Below are 21,648 nucleotides of genomic sequence, written 5' to 3'. Positions count from 1 at the left end.
GCATTAGTCGCTAAGGAAGTTTTACACTATGTATGATCAGCTCGTTTTGTCAGGCATTATGGTGGTATTGGTGGGGTGCCTATTTGGCACTCGCCTTAATCCGGCTTGGTTATTTGTCGGCGCCATCTGTACTGCATATCTGGCTGGTCTGATTTCACTGGAAAACATGCTTAGCAATTATGCTAATCCGTCCTTGATCACCTTAGTATTGTTGATCTTGGTATCTATTGCGGTGGAAAAAACCACCCTAATTCAATACCTCGCGCGCAGCCTCGCCAATGGCAGCCTGAATCGCTCGGTCTTGAAGCTGGGTGTTTCCACTGCATTTTTGTCTTCTTTTACCAATAATACCGCGGTCGTCGCATCGCTTATCAGCGCCGTCAAAGACAGTCAAACGCACAGCCCGTCTAAGCTGCTATTGCCACTGTCTTACACCGCCATTCTGGGTGGCACCCTGACACTCATCGGCACCTCGACGAATCTTATCGTTAACGGTTTTGCGGTTGAGGCAGGTATGGCGCCATTAGGCTTTTTCGATTTTACCTTAGTCGGCTTAGGTGCGTTGCTGGTTGGTTTAATCACCATTATGGTGATGCTCAAATACTTGCCCGACAATGGCAAAAAGAACCAAGAAGTGGTGCCTTTCTACCTTGAAGGGAAAGTCCAAGCAGATTCAAAGCTTATTGGCCGTACCGTGGAAGAAAATGGCCTGCGGGATTTAAAAGCGCTGTTTTTAGCGGAAATCATTCGTGGTGAACGCCGTATTTGTGCCGTCACACCGCAGCAAGAGATCCTAGAAGGCGATGTGCTGTTGTTTGTCGGTGATATTCATTCCGTGCCACTATTGCAGCGCTTTGATGGCCTCAAGGTAGTCCACGACAAACACGAAAAAGACGTCAATCATCTGGTTGAGGTGGTGATCAGTCAGTCGTCGAAGTTTCTTGGTAAAACCGTTAAAGAAGTACGTTTTCGTGAGCAATTTCATGCCGCGGTGATCGCTATCCGCCGCGGTCATGACCGTTTGCAAGGTGGCCTTGGTCACGTGCAGCTGCAAGCCGGCGACTCGTTAATTCTAGCGCCCAGTGAACAGTTTTATGAGTTACCAAACCTTAAACGCGAGTTTGTGTATATTTCTGGCTTAGACCTCCAAACTCATTTGGCACCAAAACAGTCAAATATGGTGATGGCGGGTTTTGTTGCCGTATTGGCGTTCAGTGTGTTTGATCTTGTGCCTATGGTAAAAGGCCTAATGGTACTGTTATTAGCGCTGTGTTTAAGTGGCGCAATTAAAGTGAATGAGATGAAGCGCCGCTTTCCAGTCGATTTGGTCGCCATTGTGGGTAGTGCCATTGGTTTGGCAAAACTGATGATAGATACTGGCCTTGCAGCGCAGATCTCCGCCGGTTTATTTGCCGTACTTGGTGATTTTGGCCCGTATGGTGCTTTTATCGCGATTTTTTTGATGACCGTATTATTTACCGAGCTTATCACCAACAATGCCGCAGCGGCGCTGTCATTTCCAGTTGCTTACGCTCTAGCGGTCGGTTTTGGCGTGAATCCACTGCCGTTTGTAATGGCGGTGGCGTTTGGTGCCTCAGCGAGTTTTATTTCGCCATTCGGTTATCAAACCAATTTAATGGTGTATAGCGCGGGTAATTATCGCGTGCGTGATTATGTTGCAATGGGGCTACCTTTGTCTGTGGTTTATTGCATCACAGTACTGACTTTGATCCCTATGGTCTTTCCGTTTTAATGAGTGAATCAGTTAATGGATGAAAACATTGTTTGGCATAACTATGCCGTTTCTAAAACATCCCGCAGTGAGCAAAAGCGCCACAAGCCTTGTATTTTATGGTTTACTGGTTACTCAGGCTCCGGCAAAAGCACAGTCGCTGGCGCATTAGAAAGTGCGCTGCAGCAATTAGGCGTGCACACTTACTTGCTTGACGGTGACAATGTGCGCCACGGTTTGTGCCGTGATTTAGGCTTTAGCGATGCCGACCGAGTGGAGAATATCCGCCGCGTTGGTGAAGTGGCCAAGCTCATGGTTGATGCGGGCTTAGTGGTATTAACGGCGTTTATTTCCCCCTTCCAAGCAGAACGTGATATGGTTAGGGCGTTAGTTGGCGACGGCGAATTTATCGAAGTGTTCCTTGATACCCCTTTGGATGTGTGTGAAGCGCGTGACCCTAAAGGTCTCTATAAAAAGGCCAGAGCGGGCGAAATCAAACACTTTACTGGCATAGACTCAAGCTACGAGCCACCGCTTGCGCCAGAAGTGCGTATCGACACCAGCCGCGGTCAACTCAACGATTCAATCCAAACGTTACTGAGTTATTTGAAAGAGCACAACATCATAGGATAAGCCATGAACCAAACGGAGCTGCTTGAGGAGATCTTGCATCTTGCCCGCGATGCCGGCAAAGCCATCATGACCATTTACGCCAAAGACTTTACGGTCGAATACAAAGACGATAACAGTCCTGTCACCGATGCCGATTTGGCCGCTCATCGCATCATTGCCGCCAAGCTCGCCGAGTTGACTCCAGAGATCCCTGTGCTCAGCGAAGAAAATGCCTCAATTAGTTGGCAAGAGCGACAACAATGGCAGCGCTATTGGTTAGTTGACCCAATTGATGGCACCAAAGAATTTATCAAGAAAAATGGCGAGTTTACCGTCAATATCGCGCTAATCAAAAACGGCGAACCTGTGCTTGGCGTAGTACATGCCCCCGCACTTAATGTCAGCTACTTAGCCGCCGAAGCGATAGGTGCGTTTCGTGAATGTGGTGAAGCACGCATTGAACTTAAAGTCACTAAAGTGCCAAATCAAGGCACTATTAAGGTGGTTGGCTCGCGCTCGCATCCTTCACCTGACTTAGCAGATTACCTCAGTCAATTTGAAGACGTCGACATGGTGCCAAAAGGCAGTTCGCTCAAGCTGTGTTTAGTCGCAGAAGGTGCTGCGGATGTGTATCCACGGCTTGGCCCCACCAGTGAATGGGATACTGCCGCAGGCCATGCCGTCGCAGCTATTGCTGGTGCACGTGTAAGCCAATTAGATGGCACACCACTGCGCTACAATCAAAAAGACAGCTATTTGAATCCGTATTTTGTAGTCTCGCGATTGGAATCTTAAGCTAGGCTTGGTGCAGGGATTAAAGATTGGAGCGGGTGATGGGAATCGAACCCACGTCTAAAGCTTGGGAAGCTCTCATTCTACCATTGAACTACACCCGCAATACTCACCAACTTAGCTGGTTGGTGAGTTCTAAGTTACTGAGATAAAAATAGTTTGTCAATTACTCCAGAGGATAATATTGGCACTCTGGATGATATTGATTACCTTCAAACCACCAATACACGTTTCATCTACTGAATCCTCCCCTCCTTATCTGAAAAACACCACCGCAGTAATACCAGCCCCTTCCTTGTATCTCAAAATTATTACCCTAGCCATCTAAGCGCACACCTATCGCGCAGCGATAACCAGAGCAAAGGTAAATAACCTCAGCTTCGCATAAGTAATGCGTTTCTAGGTGCTATTTTTACTGACTTCTGCGTTATTTTGAAGCGAAATAGCTCGCTATTCCAGCTCCAAAATGCCTTGAATTCAGACAAAAATATCAAGCTAGAAATATAAAAGATTGCTAAGTTATTGTTTTATTAAGTTTTGCACTATTTCTTATACAAACCTGAGGTTAAATAAGTACCTCCCTGAATACGCCGCCAGCCCAGTAAAACTGTCAATTTATAACAAAGATAAAATTAATTTAAATATCTTTACATAAAGATACTTGACACAAACAGATATTCGCAATATCTTTACATCAAGACAAAACATCCTCCACGAATTGCACGGTGCAATAAACAGTGAAGATTTGTTCGCCTTGGTGTGAGTTGAGTTCATCCAATGCATAAGGACATTTCTTGAACAAGGACGTTCTTACTAGGTAGTGGAAAATTAACTTTAAAATCTAAAAGGAGCTTTACCATGAAAAACATCATTCAAGTAGCAGGTATTATCGATACAAAAGAAGCGCAGCTAGTACTAGATAGCGGCATCGACTGGCTCGGTTTTCCACTGCGTTTACCTTCTGGAAAAGATGACATTACTGAGTCTGAAGCCATCAACATCATCAAGCAGCTAACACCAAATCAAGCGGGTGTATTAATCAGCTACATGCTTGAAGCTGATGAAGTAAGCACATTTTGTAGTCAACTAGGGGTAAAAGCTGTACAGCTACATGGTGATATCACGACCAAGGAGTTGGCAAAACTACGCGCAATGCGCCCGGATTTGTTCATCCTAAAAAGTCTAGTAGTGAAAGAAGATAACGCCGAAGAGCTATTAAGCTTGGTGGACGAAGTAGCAGAATATGTCGACATGTTCATCACTGATACTTTTGACCCAAGAACTGGTGCCAAAGGCGCAACTGGTTTAACTCATAACTGGGAAGTCAGTGCCGAACTGGTACGTCGTTCACCTAAACCACTCATGATGGCTGGCGGCTTGAATCCAGACAATGTCGCAGAAGCAATTCGCCAAGTGCGTCCCGCAGCAATCGACGCGCATACCGGCCTTGAAGGCGCGGATGGTCGCAAAGATCCAGCCAAAATCGCTAAATTTATCGCTGAGGCAGAAAAAGCCTTTGCCGAAATTACTGCTTAACTGACCTGAGCCAAGCCGATGCTTGGCTACCTCAAGGAGAGAATCATGTCTAATAATTCTGCGGCTCTGTCATTCGATTTGAATGTGAGTCAGGCTTTTAACACTGTTGTAGAGCTTGAACAAACCAATCGCTTAAAATCGTTACATGCCAAAATGCGCGATAAAACAGCGACAAAAAGTCAGTTCATCTTCCACGCTGACCAAGTTTTTCGTTTGTTAATCGAAAAAAGCTTCGAGCTACTGCCGTTTGATGATTTGTCAGTCACGACACCGGTAGGCGCGATTTATCGAGGCAAACAACTCGCAAACCCACTTTGTGCGGTTTCGGTGGTACGCGCGGGTGAAAGTATGGAAAACGAACTTCGCCATATTGATTTGAAAATTCCCATTGGGAAAATTCTTATTCAACGTAATCCCTTGACCAAACAACCGAAACTTTACTATTCAAAGTTGCCAGACGACATTGCCGATTGTCACGTCTTGGTGTTTGAGCCTATGTTGGCCACTGGTGGTTCTGCAGCATGCGCTATTCAAGTACTACTGGACGCCGGCGTGCTGGAAGAGCGGATCATTTTGGTCAATTTACTCTGTTCACCGCCAGGTATCGAATACCTCTGCACGCGCTTTCCACGCTTACAAATAGTGACGTCCTCCATTGAACAGCGCTTAAATGAGCACGCATTTATGCTGCCGGGCATTGGGGATTTTGGTGACCGTTATTTTGGCACAACAGATAAGGGGGCAACATGAGCAATCGAGCATTGCTCTTTTGGATGATGGTGGCGAGTCTCGCCCCTATCATCTGGGGGAGTACCTACATAGTTACAACTCAATTACTGGTTGAAAACAAGCCCCTAGTTGCCTCCATGCTACGCGCACTGCCTGCTGGGATCCTATTACTCTTATTTTCTCGTCAACTACCCTCCGGGATCTGGTGGTTTAGAGCCATTGTCCTTGGTGTTTTAAACATTGGTGGCTTTTTTTACTGTCTTTTTTACGCAGCTTACCTGTTACCCGGTGGAGTTGCCGCATTAGTCATGTCATGCCAACCAATCATAGTAATGTTGCTCGGCACCTTAGTACTTAACAACAAACTTTTACCTCGCCAGTTTATTGCATGCGTAGTCGCTGCCATTGGCGTCGCTTTATTAGTTATCAAACCTCATAGCTCGTTGAGTTTCCCTGGTATTATCGCGGGACTTAGCGGTGCCGCGTTGATGGCTACCGGTATCGTTTTCACCAAAAAGTGGGGAAAACCACAAGATGTTTCACTGCCCACGTTTACTGGCTGGCAATTGGTCGTCGGTGGGCTATTTTTATTGCCGTTTGCGCTCTTACAAGAAGGTATGCCAACCCATTTCACAATTAAAAATATAATTGGTTACAGCTACTTAAGTTTAGTAGGCGCATTACTAGCGTATGTTTTATGGTTCAAAGCGATTGAAAAACTACCCGTTGTCACTGTGTCGTTTATTTCCTTCGCCAGCCCAATCGCAGCAACATTATTGGGCTACCTGATTTTGGATGAAAAACTAAATGCACTACAGCTACTTGGGGCTGGGGTGATTATTTTCGCCATCATTATTTCACAGCAACAGCTTTTAAAACGCTCCACAACCACTCAACCAGACGCATTGAGTTCCGCTAAAAATTAAGGATAAACTTTATGAACAAGCTATTTCAACCCGTCAGCTATGGCAACATTATCAGCAGCAACCGTTTCGTGATGGCACCTATGAGCCGCAACCGCGCCACCGAAGATGGCTGCGCAACGGCCATGATGGCGACTTATTATGGCCAACGAGCCAGTGCTGGTCTGATTATTTCTGAAGGCATACAACCCAATCAAGTCGGCCAAGGTTTTATGAACTCACCGGGTTTACATAACCCAGCTCAAGCACAAAGTTGGCGCCGCGTGACACAAGCAGTGCACCATCAAGGTGGCAAAATCGTAGCGCAGCTAATGCATGCTGGACGCATTGGCCACCCATCACTTTATCCCAGCGCTCACCAATCACTTGCACCATCGGCCATTGCTGCAAAAGGAGAAGCTTATACAAGTATGGGACCACAGCCTTACCCCACACCCAAAGCGATGACCAAACAAGATATCATCGACACCGTTAAAGACTTTGCCCAAAGTGCTCAATACGCGATCGCGGCAGGTTTTGACGGAATTGAAATTCATGCAGGCAATGGCTTTTTACTGCATCAATTTATGGCTACCAATTGTAATAGTCGCGATGACGAATATGGCGGCTCAATAGATAACCGCTTACGCCTAACGCGCGAGGTGATAGCTGCGGTATGCGAAGCAATAGGTGCTGCTAGAGTGGGTGTGCGGATCTCGCCCGAAAACAGCTACAACGACATCGCAGAAACCGATAGTGCTGCATTGTACGAAGCGCTGGTGAATAGCTTGCCTAAAAATCTGGCTTACTTACATATTATGGAAGCGGCAAATCGCCCCCAAACCGAAATCATTCGTGCCCTGTGGCAAGGCAGTTTAATTCTCAATCCACATAAAAGTTGGCAGGATGGCCCTGTCAGTCCCACTGTTGCCGAGCAAGTACTTGCAGCTGAACTCTGCGATGGTGTTGCATTTGGTGCATTATTTGTTGCCAACCCTGATCTCGTGGAACGGGTACGCATCGGCGCCGAATTTAATGAGTTGGATAGTAGCAAATTCTATGGTGGTGATGAGGATGGCTACACCACATACCCGAACCTGCAACAAACAGCAGCGCTCGCTTAGCATAAACCTCTGACTACTCTCCTACCACATATGATCAAGGCAAGTTGTTACTTGTCTTGGTCATACATCGCCTTATGTAACCTTTATACAACTCGTTTCTACTCCCTCATTAAGGTACAATCCTTCACGAATTTGAAATAAATCAATTAACGTCCTTGACCTCAGCTTAACTTGAGGTTTTAGAGTGAACTGGAGAATTAAAAGGATGATACGAATGACGACCCAACTTTATCTGGATTCACTACAACTCACTCAACACCATAACTCAGTTGCACAATTAAATGAGATCATTGCAAAACACTTAGCCACCTACAGCTTCTCAAGTATCAATGCCATGAAAGCGGATATTCTATCTCTCGATCCTGAGGCACTAATTGAGCGCTTGGTACTCAAAAAACAAGGTGGCTATTGCTTTGAACAAAACAAGCTCGCCTACTTGGCGTTGCAATCTCTCGGTTATAACGTCACCCCGTTATTAGCGCGCGTCAAGCTTAACAACAACCCAAGTAATGCCAGAACGCACCGCCTAACTATGGTCGAACTCGCAGGTGAACGTTACCTATTTGACGTCGGTTTTGGTTCTAAATGTCCTGCTGGTCTGATCCCTATTTCACAAAGCGGCATGGTCACTCTCAACACCCATCAATACAAAGTTACTGTGACTGAGCAAAACGTTGAAGTCGCATTAGTTGAGCCGGAATTACTCGTGCTTTATAGCGCTGATTTTATTGAAATACTTGAAAGTGATTGTAATGTTGCACATTTTTATAGCCACCAGCATCCCGACTCTGGTTTTGTCCAGCATCTCGTCTTGTCGCGTCGTTTGCTTGGTAAGTGTTACACCTTACGTAACTTGCTGTTTAAAGAACAAGTATTTTCACCCCAGCTGAGCCATGAGCGGATACTGCAAAGCGGTGAGGAATTACGCACTGTGATCCGTGATATATTTAACATCACCATCACCAGTGATGACGCTGAACGTCTGTTTGAGCGTGCTAAACGTAATATGCGCTAACACCCAAAGGCCGCTATTTTGGCGGCCTTTGCCATTCATACTTTACTGCCTTTGCCACGTTATAGCCTTCATCACAAGATGTCGCCCACAACGTCCATCCTGCAATTAACAAGCAAAAGTAAAAAGCGTTAAGAAGGTCGCTTTGCACGAACCCCGCAAAAGGGCTTTGGTTAAGGTTAAGGTTAATCTTACACTTAACCGTCACTTCTAGAATGAGCGCAAACAAAGTTACACCTACTAGGGCAAAACAACAGCAGATGATAGGTTCTCCCTCAATAACTTACCTATACACATGATTTAATATAGATTTCAGATAATGCCTAAATGATGATAACCAGCATCTGAAGAAGGGAGTTTAGGGCTGACAATAAAAAATGGCCAACACTAGGTTGGCCATCACAATAAGGTTAATACTTGTTTATGCTAGCGCGACATTCTGGCTGTGAGGCTGTGTACTCTCGCTTTCGCGTTTGCTGGCAAGCCACACGTAAAAGGCAGGTAACACAAACAGCGTAAACAATGTACCAATCGCCATACCTGCAACTAAGATAATACCAATGCTATTACGCGCTTCGGCTCCTGCCCCACTGACTAGCATTAACGGAAAGTGACCTAGCACAGTCGCCGCAGTTGTCATTAATATCGGGCGTAAGCGCGTCGCAGCAGATTCAACCACAGCTTCTAAACGTGTCATATTTTCTTGCTGCAAATGATTGGCGAATTCCACAATTAAAATACCATTTTTTGCTATCAAGCCGATTAAGGTAATTAGCCCAATCTGCGAATAGATGTTCATGGTTGTAAATTCAAGATACGACAGCATTAGCGCTCCGCTCATCGCAAGTGGCACGCTGCCCACCAATACCACCAAAGGGTCGCGGAAGCTGTTAAACTGCAAGCTCAATAACATGTAGACAATCATTAAAGACACCGCCATCACCGTCAACAAGCTATTGCCTTGGGTTCTTAACTGACGTGATTCACCTGCGTAATCCACTGAATAACTAGGCGGTAGTAGTTCTTTCGCAGCGTTTTCAAGTGCTGTTAATGCAGCTTCTTTAGTGCTGTTGGGTAATACCCCACCAAAAATCCGAAATGCATTTTGCTGCCCAAAGCTACTCAATTGACGTGGTACAGTTTGCCATTTAATCGTCGCAATGGAAGACAACATGATGCTGCTGCTGCCGTCCGGGCCTTTAATAGGTAAACTTAGCAAACGCGAGGGATCCGATTTAATGTTTTGATTCACAACTGGAATAACTTGATAAGCTTTACCATCTGCGTCAAAGCGATTGACATAGTTGTTCGATAGCAACACGCTCAATTGCTTACTGACATAAGCCAAGTCCATATCCAAGTCGGCTATCTTATCGCGCTCAAGTTGAATTTCAATTTGCGGTAAGTCAATTTTCAGGTCGGTATCTGCATATAAGAAATGGCCCGACGCAAATGCCTTACCTATAAGTTGATCTGCATATGCTTTCATTTCCTCATACGGTGCAGATGAACGTACCACCATTTCTACGTCAAATTGACCAGCGGTAGGCAATGGCGCAGGTAAAATCGGCAATGGATTGATCCCCGGTGATTGTGATAAACGTCCGTACACCTCAGGCAAAATCGATTTGGTGGTATAATCGCGCTCACTCGCACTCACAAATTCCACACCACCAAACGCTGAGTTAGTGAAAATGTTTTGCCACATTTGCGTGGTGCCAGGAATTGCCAATAGTCTATCCACCATTGGACGAATATGTTGCTCGTTATAGGCTAACGACGATTCTGGTGGCGATTGTACCAACACGAAAATACTACTTTGATCTTCAACCGGTGCCAGTTCTTTTTGCGACCCCTGATAAAACGGAATAACCAATACACTTAAGGCAAGGGCAACAAAAATAACTTGTTGACGATAGTTGAGCGACTTTAACAACCAACGTTGATAATGATTTTTAAGCGTATCAAAGGCATCATTAACACGACGCGTGAGCGAATTTTCTTTGCCCCCTTCCGGTACTACATAAGCACTCATAATCGGAGATAATGTCAGTGCAACAACACCAGATAAAATCACTGTGAGCGCTAAGGTAAATGCAAACTCTTTAAATAATACGCCTGTTAATCCTGACAAAAACCCGATTGGTAAGTACACCATAGCTAAGGTCAATGTCATCGCCACGATAGGTTTAAACAATTGTTGAGCACTGATCAGTGCGGCGTTAATGCGGTTTTCTCCGTTACGAATGTGTCTAGCCACGTTTTCCACCACTACAATGGCATCATCAACGACCAACCCCACAGATAATACTATCGCTAATACCGTCAATAGATTTAGGGAGAAGCCCACCATATACATGGCAGCTATTGCGCCTAAGATAGATATAGGGATAGTGATCAATGGCACCGCAGCGCTGCGAAATGACCCCATCATAAACAGTACCACCACCCCAACTAGCACGACTGTTTCTATCAAAGTAGTGAAAATCTCATTGAGTGCATCACGCATATACAAAGTGCCATCGTAGGCATAATTAATACGCAGTCCATCTGGCAAAGTTTGGTTGATCTCATCTGTCATGGCATAAAGTGCATCCCCTACCGCGATTTCGTTAGCGCCAGGCAGAGGCCACACTGAAATATACACGGTGTCGTGCTGATCTAAGCGCGCGGATACTTGCGGCTGCTCAGAGCCAAGTTCAACTTTGGCGATATCCCGCAGGTAAAGTGTTTCATTATTAAACTGACGAACTACCAACTGTTCAAATTCAGCAACATTCTTAAGTTGAGTGTTAGCAACTAAGTCGATACGCTGCTTATTGGTTTCAGTAAATCCTAGCGTTGCGATAGTGTTGTTGGCACGTAGCGCTGCAAACACTTCGTCAGCGCTGATATTAAAGGCATCTAAGCGTTCAGAGTCTAAGTAAACACGCATCGCAGGCGTGCGACTGCCTTCAATATCGACTTTTTGCACCCCCTCAATACCTGTGAGGATAGGCGTAACTTGACGCGACAAATAGTCAGTGAGTTGTGTCAGCGGCACATTACGATGTTCAATATTGAGATAAAATAATGCATGGGGGCGGTCTGCGCGCGTCACATTGACGGTTGGATCTTCCGCTTCACTAGGTAGCAAATGCTTAACTTGACCCAAACGCGCCGTGAGCTCAGCTAACACTCGTGTACTATCTTCATTGAGCTTTAAATATGCCGTGACCGTACTTGTACCCGCTTTACTTACTGCATCAACATAATCAACACCGGGAACGGTCGCGGCAACCCGCTCAATAGGTTCAGTAATAAAGCCTTTCACCACATGTGCTGACGCACCAACATATTGGGTTTGAATGACCAAAGAAGCACTTTCAATTTTTGGAAATTGCAACACGGCAATTTTCGCTACTGACCATAAACCCGCGAGGCAAATCATCACAGATAGTACTATGGGTAAGGTAGGTTGAGTAACAAAGCGATCCATCCAATGCTGTTGTTTCATAGCGCTTGCTCCCCTATGGACTGAACTTGACTAGCCACGGTAACAGGTTCAGCATCACTCACAAAAGTTTTCAAACCTTGGCGTAACTTAAATGCCCCACTCCCAGCGATTAACATCCCCTCAGAGATACCAGATAGCACAAGCACTTGGTCGCCAATTCGCTCCCCTAGTGTCACTGGCAGGCGGACCGCCCGAAGCGTATTATGTTCATCCGCTTCAAGTGCATACACAAAATCACCTAAAGGGTCTTTGATAACTGCCAGATGTGATACCGAAAATACTGACTCTGCAGCGCCGACTGGCACGCGCACTTTGACCAGCTGATTAATCGCCAAATTAGCGTTATCGACTGTAGCGCGATAACTAAGTTGACGCGTTTGCTTCGATACTTCAGCAGCAACACTGACTATTTCTCCTGTTATCGCCTGCTGAGATGAGCCTATATTGAGGACTTCAATTGCCGTCTCTTTGCCAAGCACGGGATAAGATTGCGGTAGGGCGAAATCTATCCAAACTTCGCTTGCCACCCCAATCAATTGAGTAATGTTGGTATTTGCAGGCAAGAACTGCCCCAATTGCAAATTGTGGATGCCAACTTGGCCAGTAAAAGGCGCCCGTAAGATTTTCTTGTCTATCTGTACTTGCAACAGCTCAACTTGAGCTGCAAATTGCGCCTGTTGCGCTTGCGCTTCTTCAAGCTGCTGGGCACTTAATTTTTCGCTGGCATGGAGCTGCGTAAAGCGTTGTACACGATTTATTTGTTGACTCAGATTGGCTTTCGCGGCTTTTAGTTGCGCCAATTCTTCTGCATGGTCAATTTCCAGCAAAATGTCGCCCTGGGTGACCATTTCACCAGAATGCATGGCAATTTTACTGATTTTTCCAGCTAACTCATTAACTAACGCTAATGATTGCGGTGCGGTAACCACCCCACTGACTTCTAGATAGGACTGATGCAAACTGCGCTCAGCAGGAAACGCATCGACTAATGCAGCTTGCTCACCGTGTTGACCATTTCTAGCTTCAACTATATGGCTTTTCAGTACCAAACTCCCAACCCCTAACGTGGCGACGGTTGCTACTGCGAATGTCCAAGGTAAATATCTCATAATGAATTCCTTTTAAAACTATCGTTGAATGTTGATTTATACCCTTACCACTTGAAGTCATCTCAGTGGCAACCATCCTTGGTTTCACATACCTGCTGTCAGGTTTCCAACGAGCCGTGCTCACTATTTGGGTATAAACAAAGGCAAATGTTTATTTATGTAAAGTATCTTTATATAAAGATACTTTAGCAAAAAAATTTGTCAATGCTGTACTCGTGAAATATGTTCACGTTGTTCGTTCACACACCCGATGTGGTTACTGCGAGCATGCGCTACCGCAAGCCAACCTGCGGTTCTGGCAGTATTAATAAGTACCGCCTGATTGGCTGCCGCAGAGCGTCCAAACGTCACTCTATCAATGGCTTTCATAATAAACTTAGTCACTGCATTACCGCTCACGCCTTGATCCAGTGCAGCCGCATTCGCCTCGGCAATCGCCGCACTCACTTCCTGACTATCGATTGCATCTTCTTCTTTGGTTGGTGTGCAAATAAGCACAGAGCGCTGCGGGTCAAGTTGCCATTGCAGATTGATCACTTCAGCCAAAACCTCCGCATCATCTAAACGCTGCGGCGCTTTAAATCCACTGGTGCGGCAATAAAAAGCCGGGAAGTCATCAAACTGGTACGCTATCACTGGCACATTGTGGGTTTCTAAAAACTCTAATGTCAGGCCTAAATCTAAGATGTTTTTGGCTCCTGCGCACACCACGGCCACTTTTGAGCGCGTAAACTGGATTAAATCAGAAGAGATATCCATGGTTTGCTGTGCGCCGCGATGAACGCCACCAATACCCGCGGAGGAGAAAAAAGCAATCCCAGCCAATTCTGCAGCAATTAAAGATGACGCAACCGTGGTGGCACCGTGTCCTTTTTGCGCCAAGATAATTGGCAGATCTCGGCTACTGACCTTAGGAATCGCTGCAGTCGTGGCGAATTGTTCGATTTGTTCCACTGTCATACCAACGACAATTTTTCCAGCGATTATGCCTATCGTAGCTGGCACCGCTCCGGATTCTCGCACCGCCGCTTCAACCGCGAGTGCAGTGCGTTTGTTATCTGGGTAATCCAACCCGTGTGTGATCACATTTGACTCAAGTGCAACAACGGCTTGACCGTTATCTAGTGCGCGTTGTACTTCGGGGTTTATCACTAAGTATTTCTCTAACATATTCATTTTCAATCCTTTAATAGTTTGCAAACTTGACCAGTTTGTCTGACGCGTTGAGGAAATAAGGTTCAACAATCTTTTGTTGCCATTGCTCAGGTTGCTCTGGGCATAATGAGATTGAGATCACCTCATCGGAGCATCCCAACACCTTACTAATTGTCTGCATAAGCTCAGTAACCAATTGCTCTTTCTGACTATCACTAAGAAAACATTCAAAGTAATGGAGATTCACATGTGGCATCGTATACTCCCGCTTAACTCGCTTGCGCTAGCAAGTCTGAAGTTAAACTTACTTGAAACTGCAAATATCTTTGGTACAACGCCTGCACTCCATCTGTTTTCAAGATTTCGTAGTGATCTTCAGCCAAATGGACGGTTTCAATTTCCCGTTCGGAAAAACCAGACACATTTTCCAAGAATGAATAATCATCTCCCTTTGCCTTGAAGATCACGGTCGGTGCGTTTACTTTTCGCTCCATTAACTCGTGGAAGGTATATTTGAACTCGTATGTTTGTTCTACGATTTCCACAATTTGCTTCACCATATCGCGGTTCAAAGTACGATGGTTTTTACAAACGAAATCAATAAAGTCGGCTTTGCTACTAACCGTTGCTAAACAACGCTCTAAAATAGGGCCATCAATTCGCTGAAAGAACACCGAGAATAGGATGGTGACAAAGGAACTAGAATCAAAGCTTGGCTCATTCGCTCGCGATTGACCATTTTTGAGCAGCGGTGAACCCGGTGCTATCAGCACTAAGTTTTCCACGTCATCGCCTTGCTGCTCAAGTTGATAAGCCACTTCAAACGCCACTCGCGCCCCAAAAGAATAACCCCATAATTGATAAGGTCCTTGTGGCTGCTGTTCTTTTAACAGCTTAATGTCCGCTCGCGCCATCTCGGCAATGGTTTCATAAGGGACTTCATTGGCATTAATACCGTGCGCTTGTACCCCTATAAATTGGGCTTGTGGTGTAAGTTTTTCTGCTAACGGCTTTAAGCTCATTGGGTAGCCACCTAGACCGGGCCAGCAAAACACTCGACTACTCGCCTGACTCTGATTCAGTGTGATAAGGCGATTGCCGCTATCGTGATCAGCATGTTTGATATAATGTGCCAATTCTTCGATATTCGGTGCCTGAAACAGCACTTGCATTGGTACTGTGAGGTTTAGCTCTTTATTGATGGCATTGATAAGCGTCACGGCCGTCAATGAGTTACCACCACTTTCAAAAAAGTTGTCTTTGACTGAAACTTTGTCCCACTTCAGTGTAGCGCGCCATAATTCTGACAATTTCTCTTCTAATGGCGTACGGGCGGCGACAAATGGCACGTTACTTCCAGCTGTCTCAAGCTTATCTGACGCCCTAATCGCAATGTAATCGACTTTACCATTGGCCGTTTGCGGTAATTTATCAAACACCACGATTTGATTTGGCACCATAAAGCTCGGTAATGATTTTTCCAGCTCATCTTTCAAGATTTCCAACGGGCCACGCATATGGATGGCGTCTTCTTTCATCCCTTCGGAAGCACGTTGTTCATGCGAGATTTTACCACCAACACAGAAATAGAAAGGTCGCATCGGTTTTCCAGTCTGGGCCAAGATATCCCCCATGCGAATTGCCGACGGTAGGTCGTGTCCTGATTTTGAGCTATAACCAGAAGACATCAGACCTAAATACCACGAGTTCATCTGCAAACGCTGCAATTTACGACCAAGATCTATGTAGTGGCGCCAAGTCTCAGTACTGTGATTGAGTAAAGCGATGCCGAATGAAGCTCTCTCGTAAACTTGCTGATTAATCGCAATAACATGTTTTTTCTCAATGACATCTAAGCTAAGTGGTAAGAACTGTTGGCCGTCAAAAGTGTATGTCCCATCCGCTAACTCGTTCATACCTTGCACTTGCAAGATTGCTTCAACTTGCGCTAGTGGCTCAGCTTTACTTTCAGCAATAGTAAAACTACCTAAATAACAATCATCTTGTTCAACCGCTAACACCTCATTGAGCTGGTGATTAAAATAACCATCGCGCACAGACAAGCCATACTGACCAAGAATTTGGTCAAATAACCCAAGCATATGCCCAGTTTCCATCTCAAGTACCTCGAGAATATTGTTTTTGTAAACTGGCTCAATGGCTGATGGCTTACCTAAGAAATGCAGTGATAGAGCCGGCTGCCCTGTTTCAGGCAAAGCTTGTATCAAGTGCAACTGATGATCTTGTGGATTGTAGTAATAAATCCCCGCATCTAAATCAAACAACTGCTGTAATTCCACATAGAGTTGCGTCGCATACAGCGCACCAGGCGATGCATAACCATATTTTGGTAGCAGTCGCTCTGAACTTTTAAACTGGCCAAAATAACGCATGATCTGGCCAAATTCGCCGAAACTGAGTGTTGCAATATCGCGTTTGCCGTGCAGCTCTGGCTGTTGGCTAAACAGTTTAAGTAATTCATCCAACTGGACATCACCACCATCAAAATAGCGATAAGTCTTGCGTGCAAACACAGTTTCCAGTTGGCCTTTACTTGGAGTCGCATTCGGCAGCGCAATCGCTTCATTGCGTAATTGCGTCGTCAACGTTCGCAAACCAGCATTCGATAACTGCGCTTTCACTTGGAGCTTGTTTTTCTTCGACTGGTGATGCTCGCCATGACTACCTTGATCCATAAAAGCCGCTTCACGACTATTAAACTCAACACAGGCAACAAGATTTTGGAAACCCGTACGGTCATCATTTTTAACCACTACCGCTGCATTCTTAACCCAGCTGTGCTTTTCAATCGCCAAGCGGATCTCATCCAGCTCAACACGATAGCCACGTAACTTAATTTGATTATCGGTGCGAGAAAGAAAATGTACTTCACCATCATTATCTTCTCGAACTAAGTCACCCGTTCGGTAAAGTCGGTCATGGTTCGGTTCTGTGCTAAAAGGATTCGCGATAAACTTCTGCGCCGTGCTCGTTTCACGGTTGTAATAACCACGCGCAACTTGCACGCCACTAATGAACAATTCGCCACTTTCACCTTTTGCAACAGGTTGTAGCTGCTCATCCAAAATGTAAAAAGCAGTATCCGCAACGGCCTTACCAATCGCTATTGCCGCAGGTGAATCGGGCAAATTCTCTAAGGTAACTTCATAGCTCGATGCATTGATAGTACATTCAGTCGGGCCATAAAGATTAATTAGACGACGACCCTGTAACTCATTTAAACATTGCGCGGCAAGCTGTTTGGTGAGGATTTCGCCACCACTAAACAGCATAGTTAATGAATCACATAGCTGAATGCCTGGCGAGTCGAGCAATGCTTGTAGCAATGTCGGCACGCATTGTAGCACTGACACTTGATTTTCAATGATGCTATCAATTAGTGCCGCAGGGTTGCGATACATGCCGGCTTCACTAGCCACGATTGTCATACCAATGGCGTTAGCCAACAACTCCCATTGCGCCGCATCAAAGCTAAATGGTGTTTTCTGTAAAATTCGGTCTTGAGCAGTAAAACCAAACTGCGTCAACCATTGCATCTGCGCAGCAATACTATGGTGCTCTATCATGACGCCTTTAGGGTCGCCAGTACTGCCAGATGTGTAAATCATGTAAGCCAAGTCGTTTGGCATTACCTCTGCCTGAAAATGCACAATACAGCTCACTTCCTCAATCGCGATAACAAATACCGATTCATCGACCATGGCAGCGAGTTGAGCTTTTAAATGCTGCTGAGTAATAACAATACGTGCTTTTCCATCTTTGAGCATATATTCAATACGTTTAGCTGGATATTCCGGCGATAGCGGCAAATAACCACAGCCAGCATATAAACTGCCCCACACTGCGCTTATCAGATCCGCAGATGGCTCAATGTAGAGGCCAATATATTCATTTGCCTGTGCATCTAGCTGGTGCAGTAACGCCGCAATATTGGCGGCCTTGTCACCTAATTGGCGATAAGTCAGGCGCTTTTCCTTAGAAATAACTGCGACATTATCACCTTGAGAATTAATCTGGTGTTGCAACATGGCCACGAGATTGGTTGGCAATGTTGCATACTCACCGTTGTTGGCGTTGGTACGACATCGAAGTTCTGTTTTGTGCGAGTTCATAATCAATCCTTGTGTTTCAATCTGTAAATTGGGTCAAATTTTGAACTAACACTTATTAACCAAATGTATAAATTTGGTGAACATGTTAGTCATGTAAAAGATAAGCTATTTTTTCTTAATGTCAACTATCTTTATGTAAAGTTACTTTTCATAATGAGTCTTGTTTTAGAGCTTGATTTGCGTTACTGTGACGTTTTCAGTTAAACAAGGGGATGTATTTATGGAAAAAACTGACTTGGTAGATAAAGTACTAGCACAATGGGCGCGGGAAAAGCCCGAAATTGATCCATGGCCAATGGCAATTATGGGCCGTTTAGTCAGAGCGGATGCGATATTTAGTAAAACGTTGCAAGGTGTTTTCAAACAGTTTGGTTTAAATGGGGGCGAATTCGATGTGTTAGCAACTCTGCGTCGTTCTGGACAGCCTTACGCGTTAACTCCAAACCAGTTACTGCAAACCCTGATGTTGACTTCAGGTTCGATGACCAATCGTATCGATAGGTTAGAGGAAAAATTCTTAGTTGCGAGAAGCCCAGATCCCAATGACCGCCGTGGTGTGGTGGTATCATTAACTGAGCAAGGGCTCAACTTGATTGATGAAGTGATTGTTCAACACGTCGCCAAAGGCAATGATTTATTGGCACCACTTGAACTTGAAGAACAGCAACAACTTGCTAATTTACTTAAGAAACTTTTGGTAGCACACGCACATTAGCGTGTTTTATTAGCTCCTAGCTGATGTACAAAAAACACTATGGTGAGCTCACTTTTGCAATTTACTGTTTTATCAGTTGCAACAGCAGCTATCTCCATCTGCCGCGTGCTTTCTTGTTCGCTTAGGCGTATCCACTGTGGTCAGTTTAGACACGCATCAGCCAGCGCTCGACCGCCTGTTTGGGATAAACAATTTCGTTAAACAGGCGATGGCGCTCATAAGTGAGTTCACCTTCTGTACTCGGCAACCCAGCCTGCACTTGGCTGTGGTGCTCATTAAAACGACCAATCACATTAATCTGTGCAAGGTCACTTTGGGTGAGAGGGTCAATATGCTGTTTCAGATAGGCCCGTACATCATCCGCGGTCATTAAACCTTGTGCATCAAGATTCATTAATTCTTTTTTTAAAGCCGAACGAATGCCCACGTTTACTCCTCAGTTTATGCAAGTTACAACGTCTTGATCAGCGCGTTGCAAAATACACACCAATTGCTGCATTTATATTAAAGACAGCAAAAACAGTGAAAAAGTTTCACTGTCATTTCAGCGTAAGCGTTATAATGGCAAATTAAAGACAATGGCTCAAAGCCACGCTAATTCGCCTCCATGGGGTCATGCATGTACGAAATTGAACTTGAAGAAGAACCGATTGAACTGTGCAACTTACTGAAATTAATTGGTATAGCTGATACAGGCGGACAAGCAAAAATGCTCATAGCCGAAGGTTACGTGCACCTAAATGGTGAGCTTTGCACCTTAAAGCGCAAAAAAATTTATGCTGGCGATCAATTTGAAGTCAACGATGAAAGCTTTGTCGTTTCACTGGCCGCGGGAGTCACACCCGCAGAGCGCAAAGTCGCCACACCTCACACTGAGCCACAAGGGCAGCCGGTACCAAGTAAAGCCGCAAAAACACCAAAGCATAAACAGCGCCAATCTAACATAGATAAAAAAACCGGACGCAAACCCATTTCGTTTGGTTAGAACTGTAAGGTGCACGTTTTGCGGGCACCTTCACTGCCATTTAGTCCACCAAAATTACCTGCCAGTCACAATTTAGTGCGTCGTTCATTTTTTTACGATGACCAAGTGCGACTAACGTCACTGCAGGCTTTTTACCAAAGAATGTTACGACTTCGCCATCATGCCATTGATATGACTGCTCTTCGAGGTATTCACCGGTGCCAGCACTTAAAGTTAAAAAAGGCCGCGTAAAGCGCCAATACCCGTACTGTTTAGTGTTTTCCAGTTGCCAACTGCCATTATGGTTAAGATTTAATTTACGTTCATTCTGTGCGCAATTTAGCGCAAATAACTGCTCTGGCAGAGGAGTTTCACGCACACTACCCCGTAAATACAAACCGTAATGATGTTCTGAGTAAGTATGGTTTTCCTGATTAAAGTCACTGATATATAACTGTGAATACCCCAGCGCTGCGACAACTTCTCGTAACTGGTTAAAGAGTTTTTCATCCGCTTGCGGAGGGAATTTATTTAATCGCGCACCTTCATAGCGCTCAGGGATCGCCGCATCACTTAACTCGTAATCAATATCATGCTCTGTGAGTTGCTGATACAAAGCTTGCTGCTGCACAGCGGTCAGCTCATTGGCAAAAACGTGTACCATAGGTTTTTGTTGGCAAGCACTTAACAGCATCATGCTCGTCACTAAGGTAACTCGGCAAAAAGTCGCAGAGATTGGTAGCATACTCATTTCCTTGATTTGATTACACTCGTAATCTATCGTTCTCAGAAACTAAATACAAGAGTTTAGGTACGATTATGTTGTCGTGGTGATAAGTTACCCAACGCCACCGAGTTGCAATTTCTCATAAAGCGCGATAACTATATAAGCAACCCTTTGAGCAAGTTGCGGTAGCTCTCATGGTCCACACCTTCCCTACAGCGCCTATGTCGCTTGGCGGTGAATGAACCCTCCGCGCTTTTGAAAGTTGAAACTTGTCATGAAATTATATGTTTTTGAACACTGCCCTTATTGCGTCAAAGCTAGACTGGTAGCGAATTACCTTGCTTTACCTGTGGAGCTGGTTTATCTACAAAACGACGATGAAGTCACGCCTCATCGTTTAATTGGGGCCAAAATGGTGCCTATTTTACAGTTTGCCGATGGCACAGCCATGGGTGAAAGTCTTGATATTGCACGCCATTTAGAACAATTAGCGGGGACTGAACTCGCTGCTGGAGCGTTTTTAAGCCAAGCCAATCACTGGGTGAGCGAACATTTGAGCCTCATCTTCCGGCTCACCTTCCCGCGTTGGCCACAAATTACCTTGCCGGAATTTGCCACGCCACAAGCAATTGCGTATTTCCAAAGCAAAAAAGAACAAAAATTGCTGTGCTCATTTACCACGCTCTTGTCCCATAGCGCAGAAGATATTGCCCTGATGCAAACTGCGCTAACCCAACTGAGCTGGCTAAACAGCTCGCCTGAGCTTACCTGGCAAGACGTGCAATTACTGCCATTTATCCGCAACCTGACGGTCGTCAAAGGCCTGGAATTCCCTGAACACGTGCGCCAATACTTGCAATACTGGCAGGCTCGTTGCGATATTCCGCTCTTTTTTACCAACGCGGTGTAA

18 protein-coding genes and 1 tRNA gene are annotated in these 21,648 nt (G+C 45.2%); 11 read left to right on the top strand and 8 right to left on the bottom strand.

The window, feature by feature from the left end; translation table 11 throughout:
- Positions 1–28 precede the first annotated feature (28 nt).
- The 3 genes from ACFOEE_RS14355 to cysQ are packed head-to-tail and all read left to right on the top strand — an operon-like array spanning position 29 to position 3,139.
- A complete protein-coding gene (locus tag ACFOEE_RS14355) occupies positions 29–1,753 on the top strand; it encodes an SLC13 family permease (protein ID WP_377125589.1) in 1,725 nt (574 codons plus the stop codon).
- A 15-nt stretch (positions 1,754–1,768) separates the two neighbouring features.
- Entirely contained in the window at positions 1,769–2,365 is a 597-nt protein-coding gene (gene cysC / locus ACFOEE_RS14350; RefSeq protein WP_377125586.1) for an adenylyl-sulfate kinase, read from the top strand.
- 3 nt (positions 2,366–2,368) lie between these two features.
- A complete protein-coding gene (cysQ, locus tag ACFOEE_RS14345) occupies positions 2,369–3,139 on the top strand; it encodes a 3'(2'),5'-bisphosphate nucleotidase CysQ (RefSeq protein WP_377125583.1) in 771 nt (256 codons plus the stop codon).
- 27 nt (positions 3,140–3,166) lie between these two features.
- On the opposite strand, the gene ACFOEE_RS14340 is transcribed toward cysQ, so the two are convergent.
- Positions 3,167–3,240, bottom strand: a tRNA-Gly gene (locus tag ACFOEE_RS14340).
- Between the two features lie 754 nt (positions 3,241–3,994).
- Here ACFOEE_RS14340 and ACFOEE_RS14335 point away from each other — a divergent pair.
- The 5 genes from ACFOEE_RS14335 (at position 3,995) to ACFOEE_RS14315 (ending at position 8,442) form a co-directional block, all read left to right on the top strand.
- Positions 3,995–4,672 (top strand): phosphoribosylanthranilate isomerase, encoded by a 678-nt coding sequence (locus tag ACFOEE_RS14335; RefSeq protein ID WP_377125580.1) that lies wholly within the window; start codon positions 3,995–3,997, stop codon positions 4,670–4,672.
- A 45-nt stretch (positions 4,673–4,717) separates the two neighbouring features.
- Entirely contained in the window at positions 4,718–5,422 is a 705-nt protein-coding gene (gene upp, locus ACFOEE_RS14330; protein ID WP_377125577.1) for a uracil phosphoribosyltransferase, read from the top strand.
- Entirely contained in the window at positions 5,419–6,327 is a 909-nt protein-coding gene (locus ACFOEE_RS14325; protein WP_377125575.1) for an EamA family transporter, read from the top strand. Before upp ends, ACFOEE_RS14325 begins: the two co-directional genes overlap by 4 nt.
- Before the next feature lie 11 nt (positions 6,328–6,338).
- Positions 6,339–7,427 carry an alkene reductase gene (locus ACFOEE_RS14320; protein ID WP_377125572.1) on the top strand — a complete coding sequence of 363 codons (1,089 nt, stop codon included), beginning with the start codon at positions 6,339–6,341 and terminating at the stop codon, positions 7,425–7,427.
- A 214-nt stretch (positions 7,428–7,641) separates the two neighbouring features.
- Complete coding sequence (locus tag ACFOEE_RS14315; protein ID WP_377125570.1) at positions 7,642–8,442, top strand: arylamine N-acetyltransferase family protein; 801 nt, start codon at positions 7,642–7,644, stop codon at positions 8,440–8,442.
- 418 nt (positions 8,443–8,860) lie between these two features.
- On the opposite strand, the gene ACFOEE_RS14310 is transcribed toward ACFOEE_RS14315, so the two are convergent.
- From ACFOEE_RS14310 to ACFOEE_RS14290, 5 genes are all read right to left on the bottom strand, one after another.
- Entirely contained in the window at positions 8,861–11,935 is a 3,075-nt protein-coding gene (locus ACFOEE_RS14310; RefSeq protein WP_377125567.1) for an efflux RND transporter permease subunit, read from the bottom strand.
- Positions 11,932–13,044 carry an efflux RND transporter periplasmic adaptor subunit gene (locus ACFOEE_RS14305; RefSeq protein ID WP_377125564.1) on the bottom strand — a complete coding sequence of 371 codons (1,113 nt, stop codon included), beginning with the start codon at positions 13,042–13,044 and terminating at the stop codon, positions 11,932–11,934. Before ACFOEE_RS14305 ends, ACFOEE_RS14310 begins: the two co-directional genes overlap by 4 nt.
- A 201-nt stretch (positions 13,045–13,245) precedes the next feature.
- Positions 13,246–14,220 carry a pseudouridine-5'-phosphate glycosidase gene (locus ACFOEE_RS14300; RefSeq protein ID WP_377125561.1) on the bottom strand — a complete coding sequence of 325 codons (975 nt, stop codon included), beginning with the start codon at positions 14,218–14,220 and terminating at the stop codon, positions 13,246–13,248.
- 10 nt (positions 14,221–14,230) lie between these two features.
- On the bottom strand, positions 14,231–14,455 hold the full coding sequence (locus tag ACFOEE_RS14295; protein ID WP_377125558.1) for an indigoidine synthase IndC: 225 nt from the start codon (positions 14,453–14,455) through the stop codon (positions 14,231–14,233).
- A gap of 13 nt (positions 14,456–14,468) precedes the next feature.
- Positions 14,469–18,332, bottom strand: coding sequence for an amino acid adenylation domain-containing protein (locus tag ACFOEE_RS14290; protein ID WP_377125555.1), 3,864 nt, complete (start codon positions 18,330–18,332; stop codon positions 14,469–14,471).
- Positions 18,333–18,552: 220 nt separating this feature from the next.
- Here ACFOEE_RS14290 and ACFOEE_RS14285 point away from each other — a divergent pair, with 220 nt between their 5' ends.
- Positions 18,553–19,047, top strand: a complete 495-nt coding sequence (locus ACFOEE_RS14285; protein ID WP_377125552.1) for a MarR family winged helix-turn-helix transcriptional regulator — start codon at positions 18,553–18,555, stop codon at positions 19,045–19,047.
- A 145-nt stretch (positions 19,048–19,192) separates the two neighbouring features.
- Here ACFOEE_RS14285 and ACFOEE_RS14280 read toward each other — a convergent pair whose 3' ends face one another.
- Positions 19,193–19,474 (bottom strand): hypothetical protein, encoded by a 282-nt coding sequence (locus tag ACFOEE_RS14280; RefSeq protein ID WP_377125549.1) that lies wholly within the window; start codon positions 19,472–19,474, stop codon positions 19,193–19,195.
- A 192-nt stretch (positions 19,475–19,666) separates the two neighbouring features.
- On the opposite strand from ACFOEE_RS14280, the gene ACFOEE_RS14275 reads away from it, so the two are divergent.
- Positions 19,667–20,032: an RNA-binding S4 domain-containing protein gene (locus tag ACFOEE_RS14275; protein ID WP_377125546.1), complete on the top strand. Its 366-nt coding sequence runs from the start codon at positions 19,667–19,669 to the stop codon at positions 20,030–20,032.
- 40 nt (positions 20,033–20,072) lie between these two features.
- Here ACFOEE_RS14275 and ACFOEE_RS14270 read toward each other — a convergent pair whose 3' ends face one another.
- Positions 20,073–20,756: a hypothetical protein gene (locus ACFOEE_RS14270; RefSeq protein ID WP_377125544.1), complete on the bottom strand. Its 684-nt coding sequence runs from the start codon at positions 20,754–20,756 to the stop codon at positions 20,073–20,075.
- A gap of 256 nt (positions 20,757–21,012) precedes the next feature.
- Between ACFOEE_RS14270 and grxB the strand changes: the two genes are divergently transcribed.
- Entirely contained in the window at positions 21,013–21,648 is a 636-nt protein-coding gene (gene grxB / locus ACFOEE_RS14265) for a glutaredoxin 2 (protein ID WP_377125541.1), read from the top strand.

The sequence above is a fragment of the Pseudoalteromonas fenneropenaei genome, from assembly GCF_042643375.1.
Classification (GTDB): Bacteria; Pseudomonadota; Gammaproteobacteria; order Enterobacterales; family Alteromonadaceae; genus Pseudoalteromonas; species Pseudoalteromonas fenneropenaei.
The sequence above is the reverse complement of the archived record's forward strand: the minus strand, read 5'-3'. Positions and strand labels throughout refer to the sequence as shown.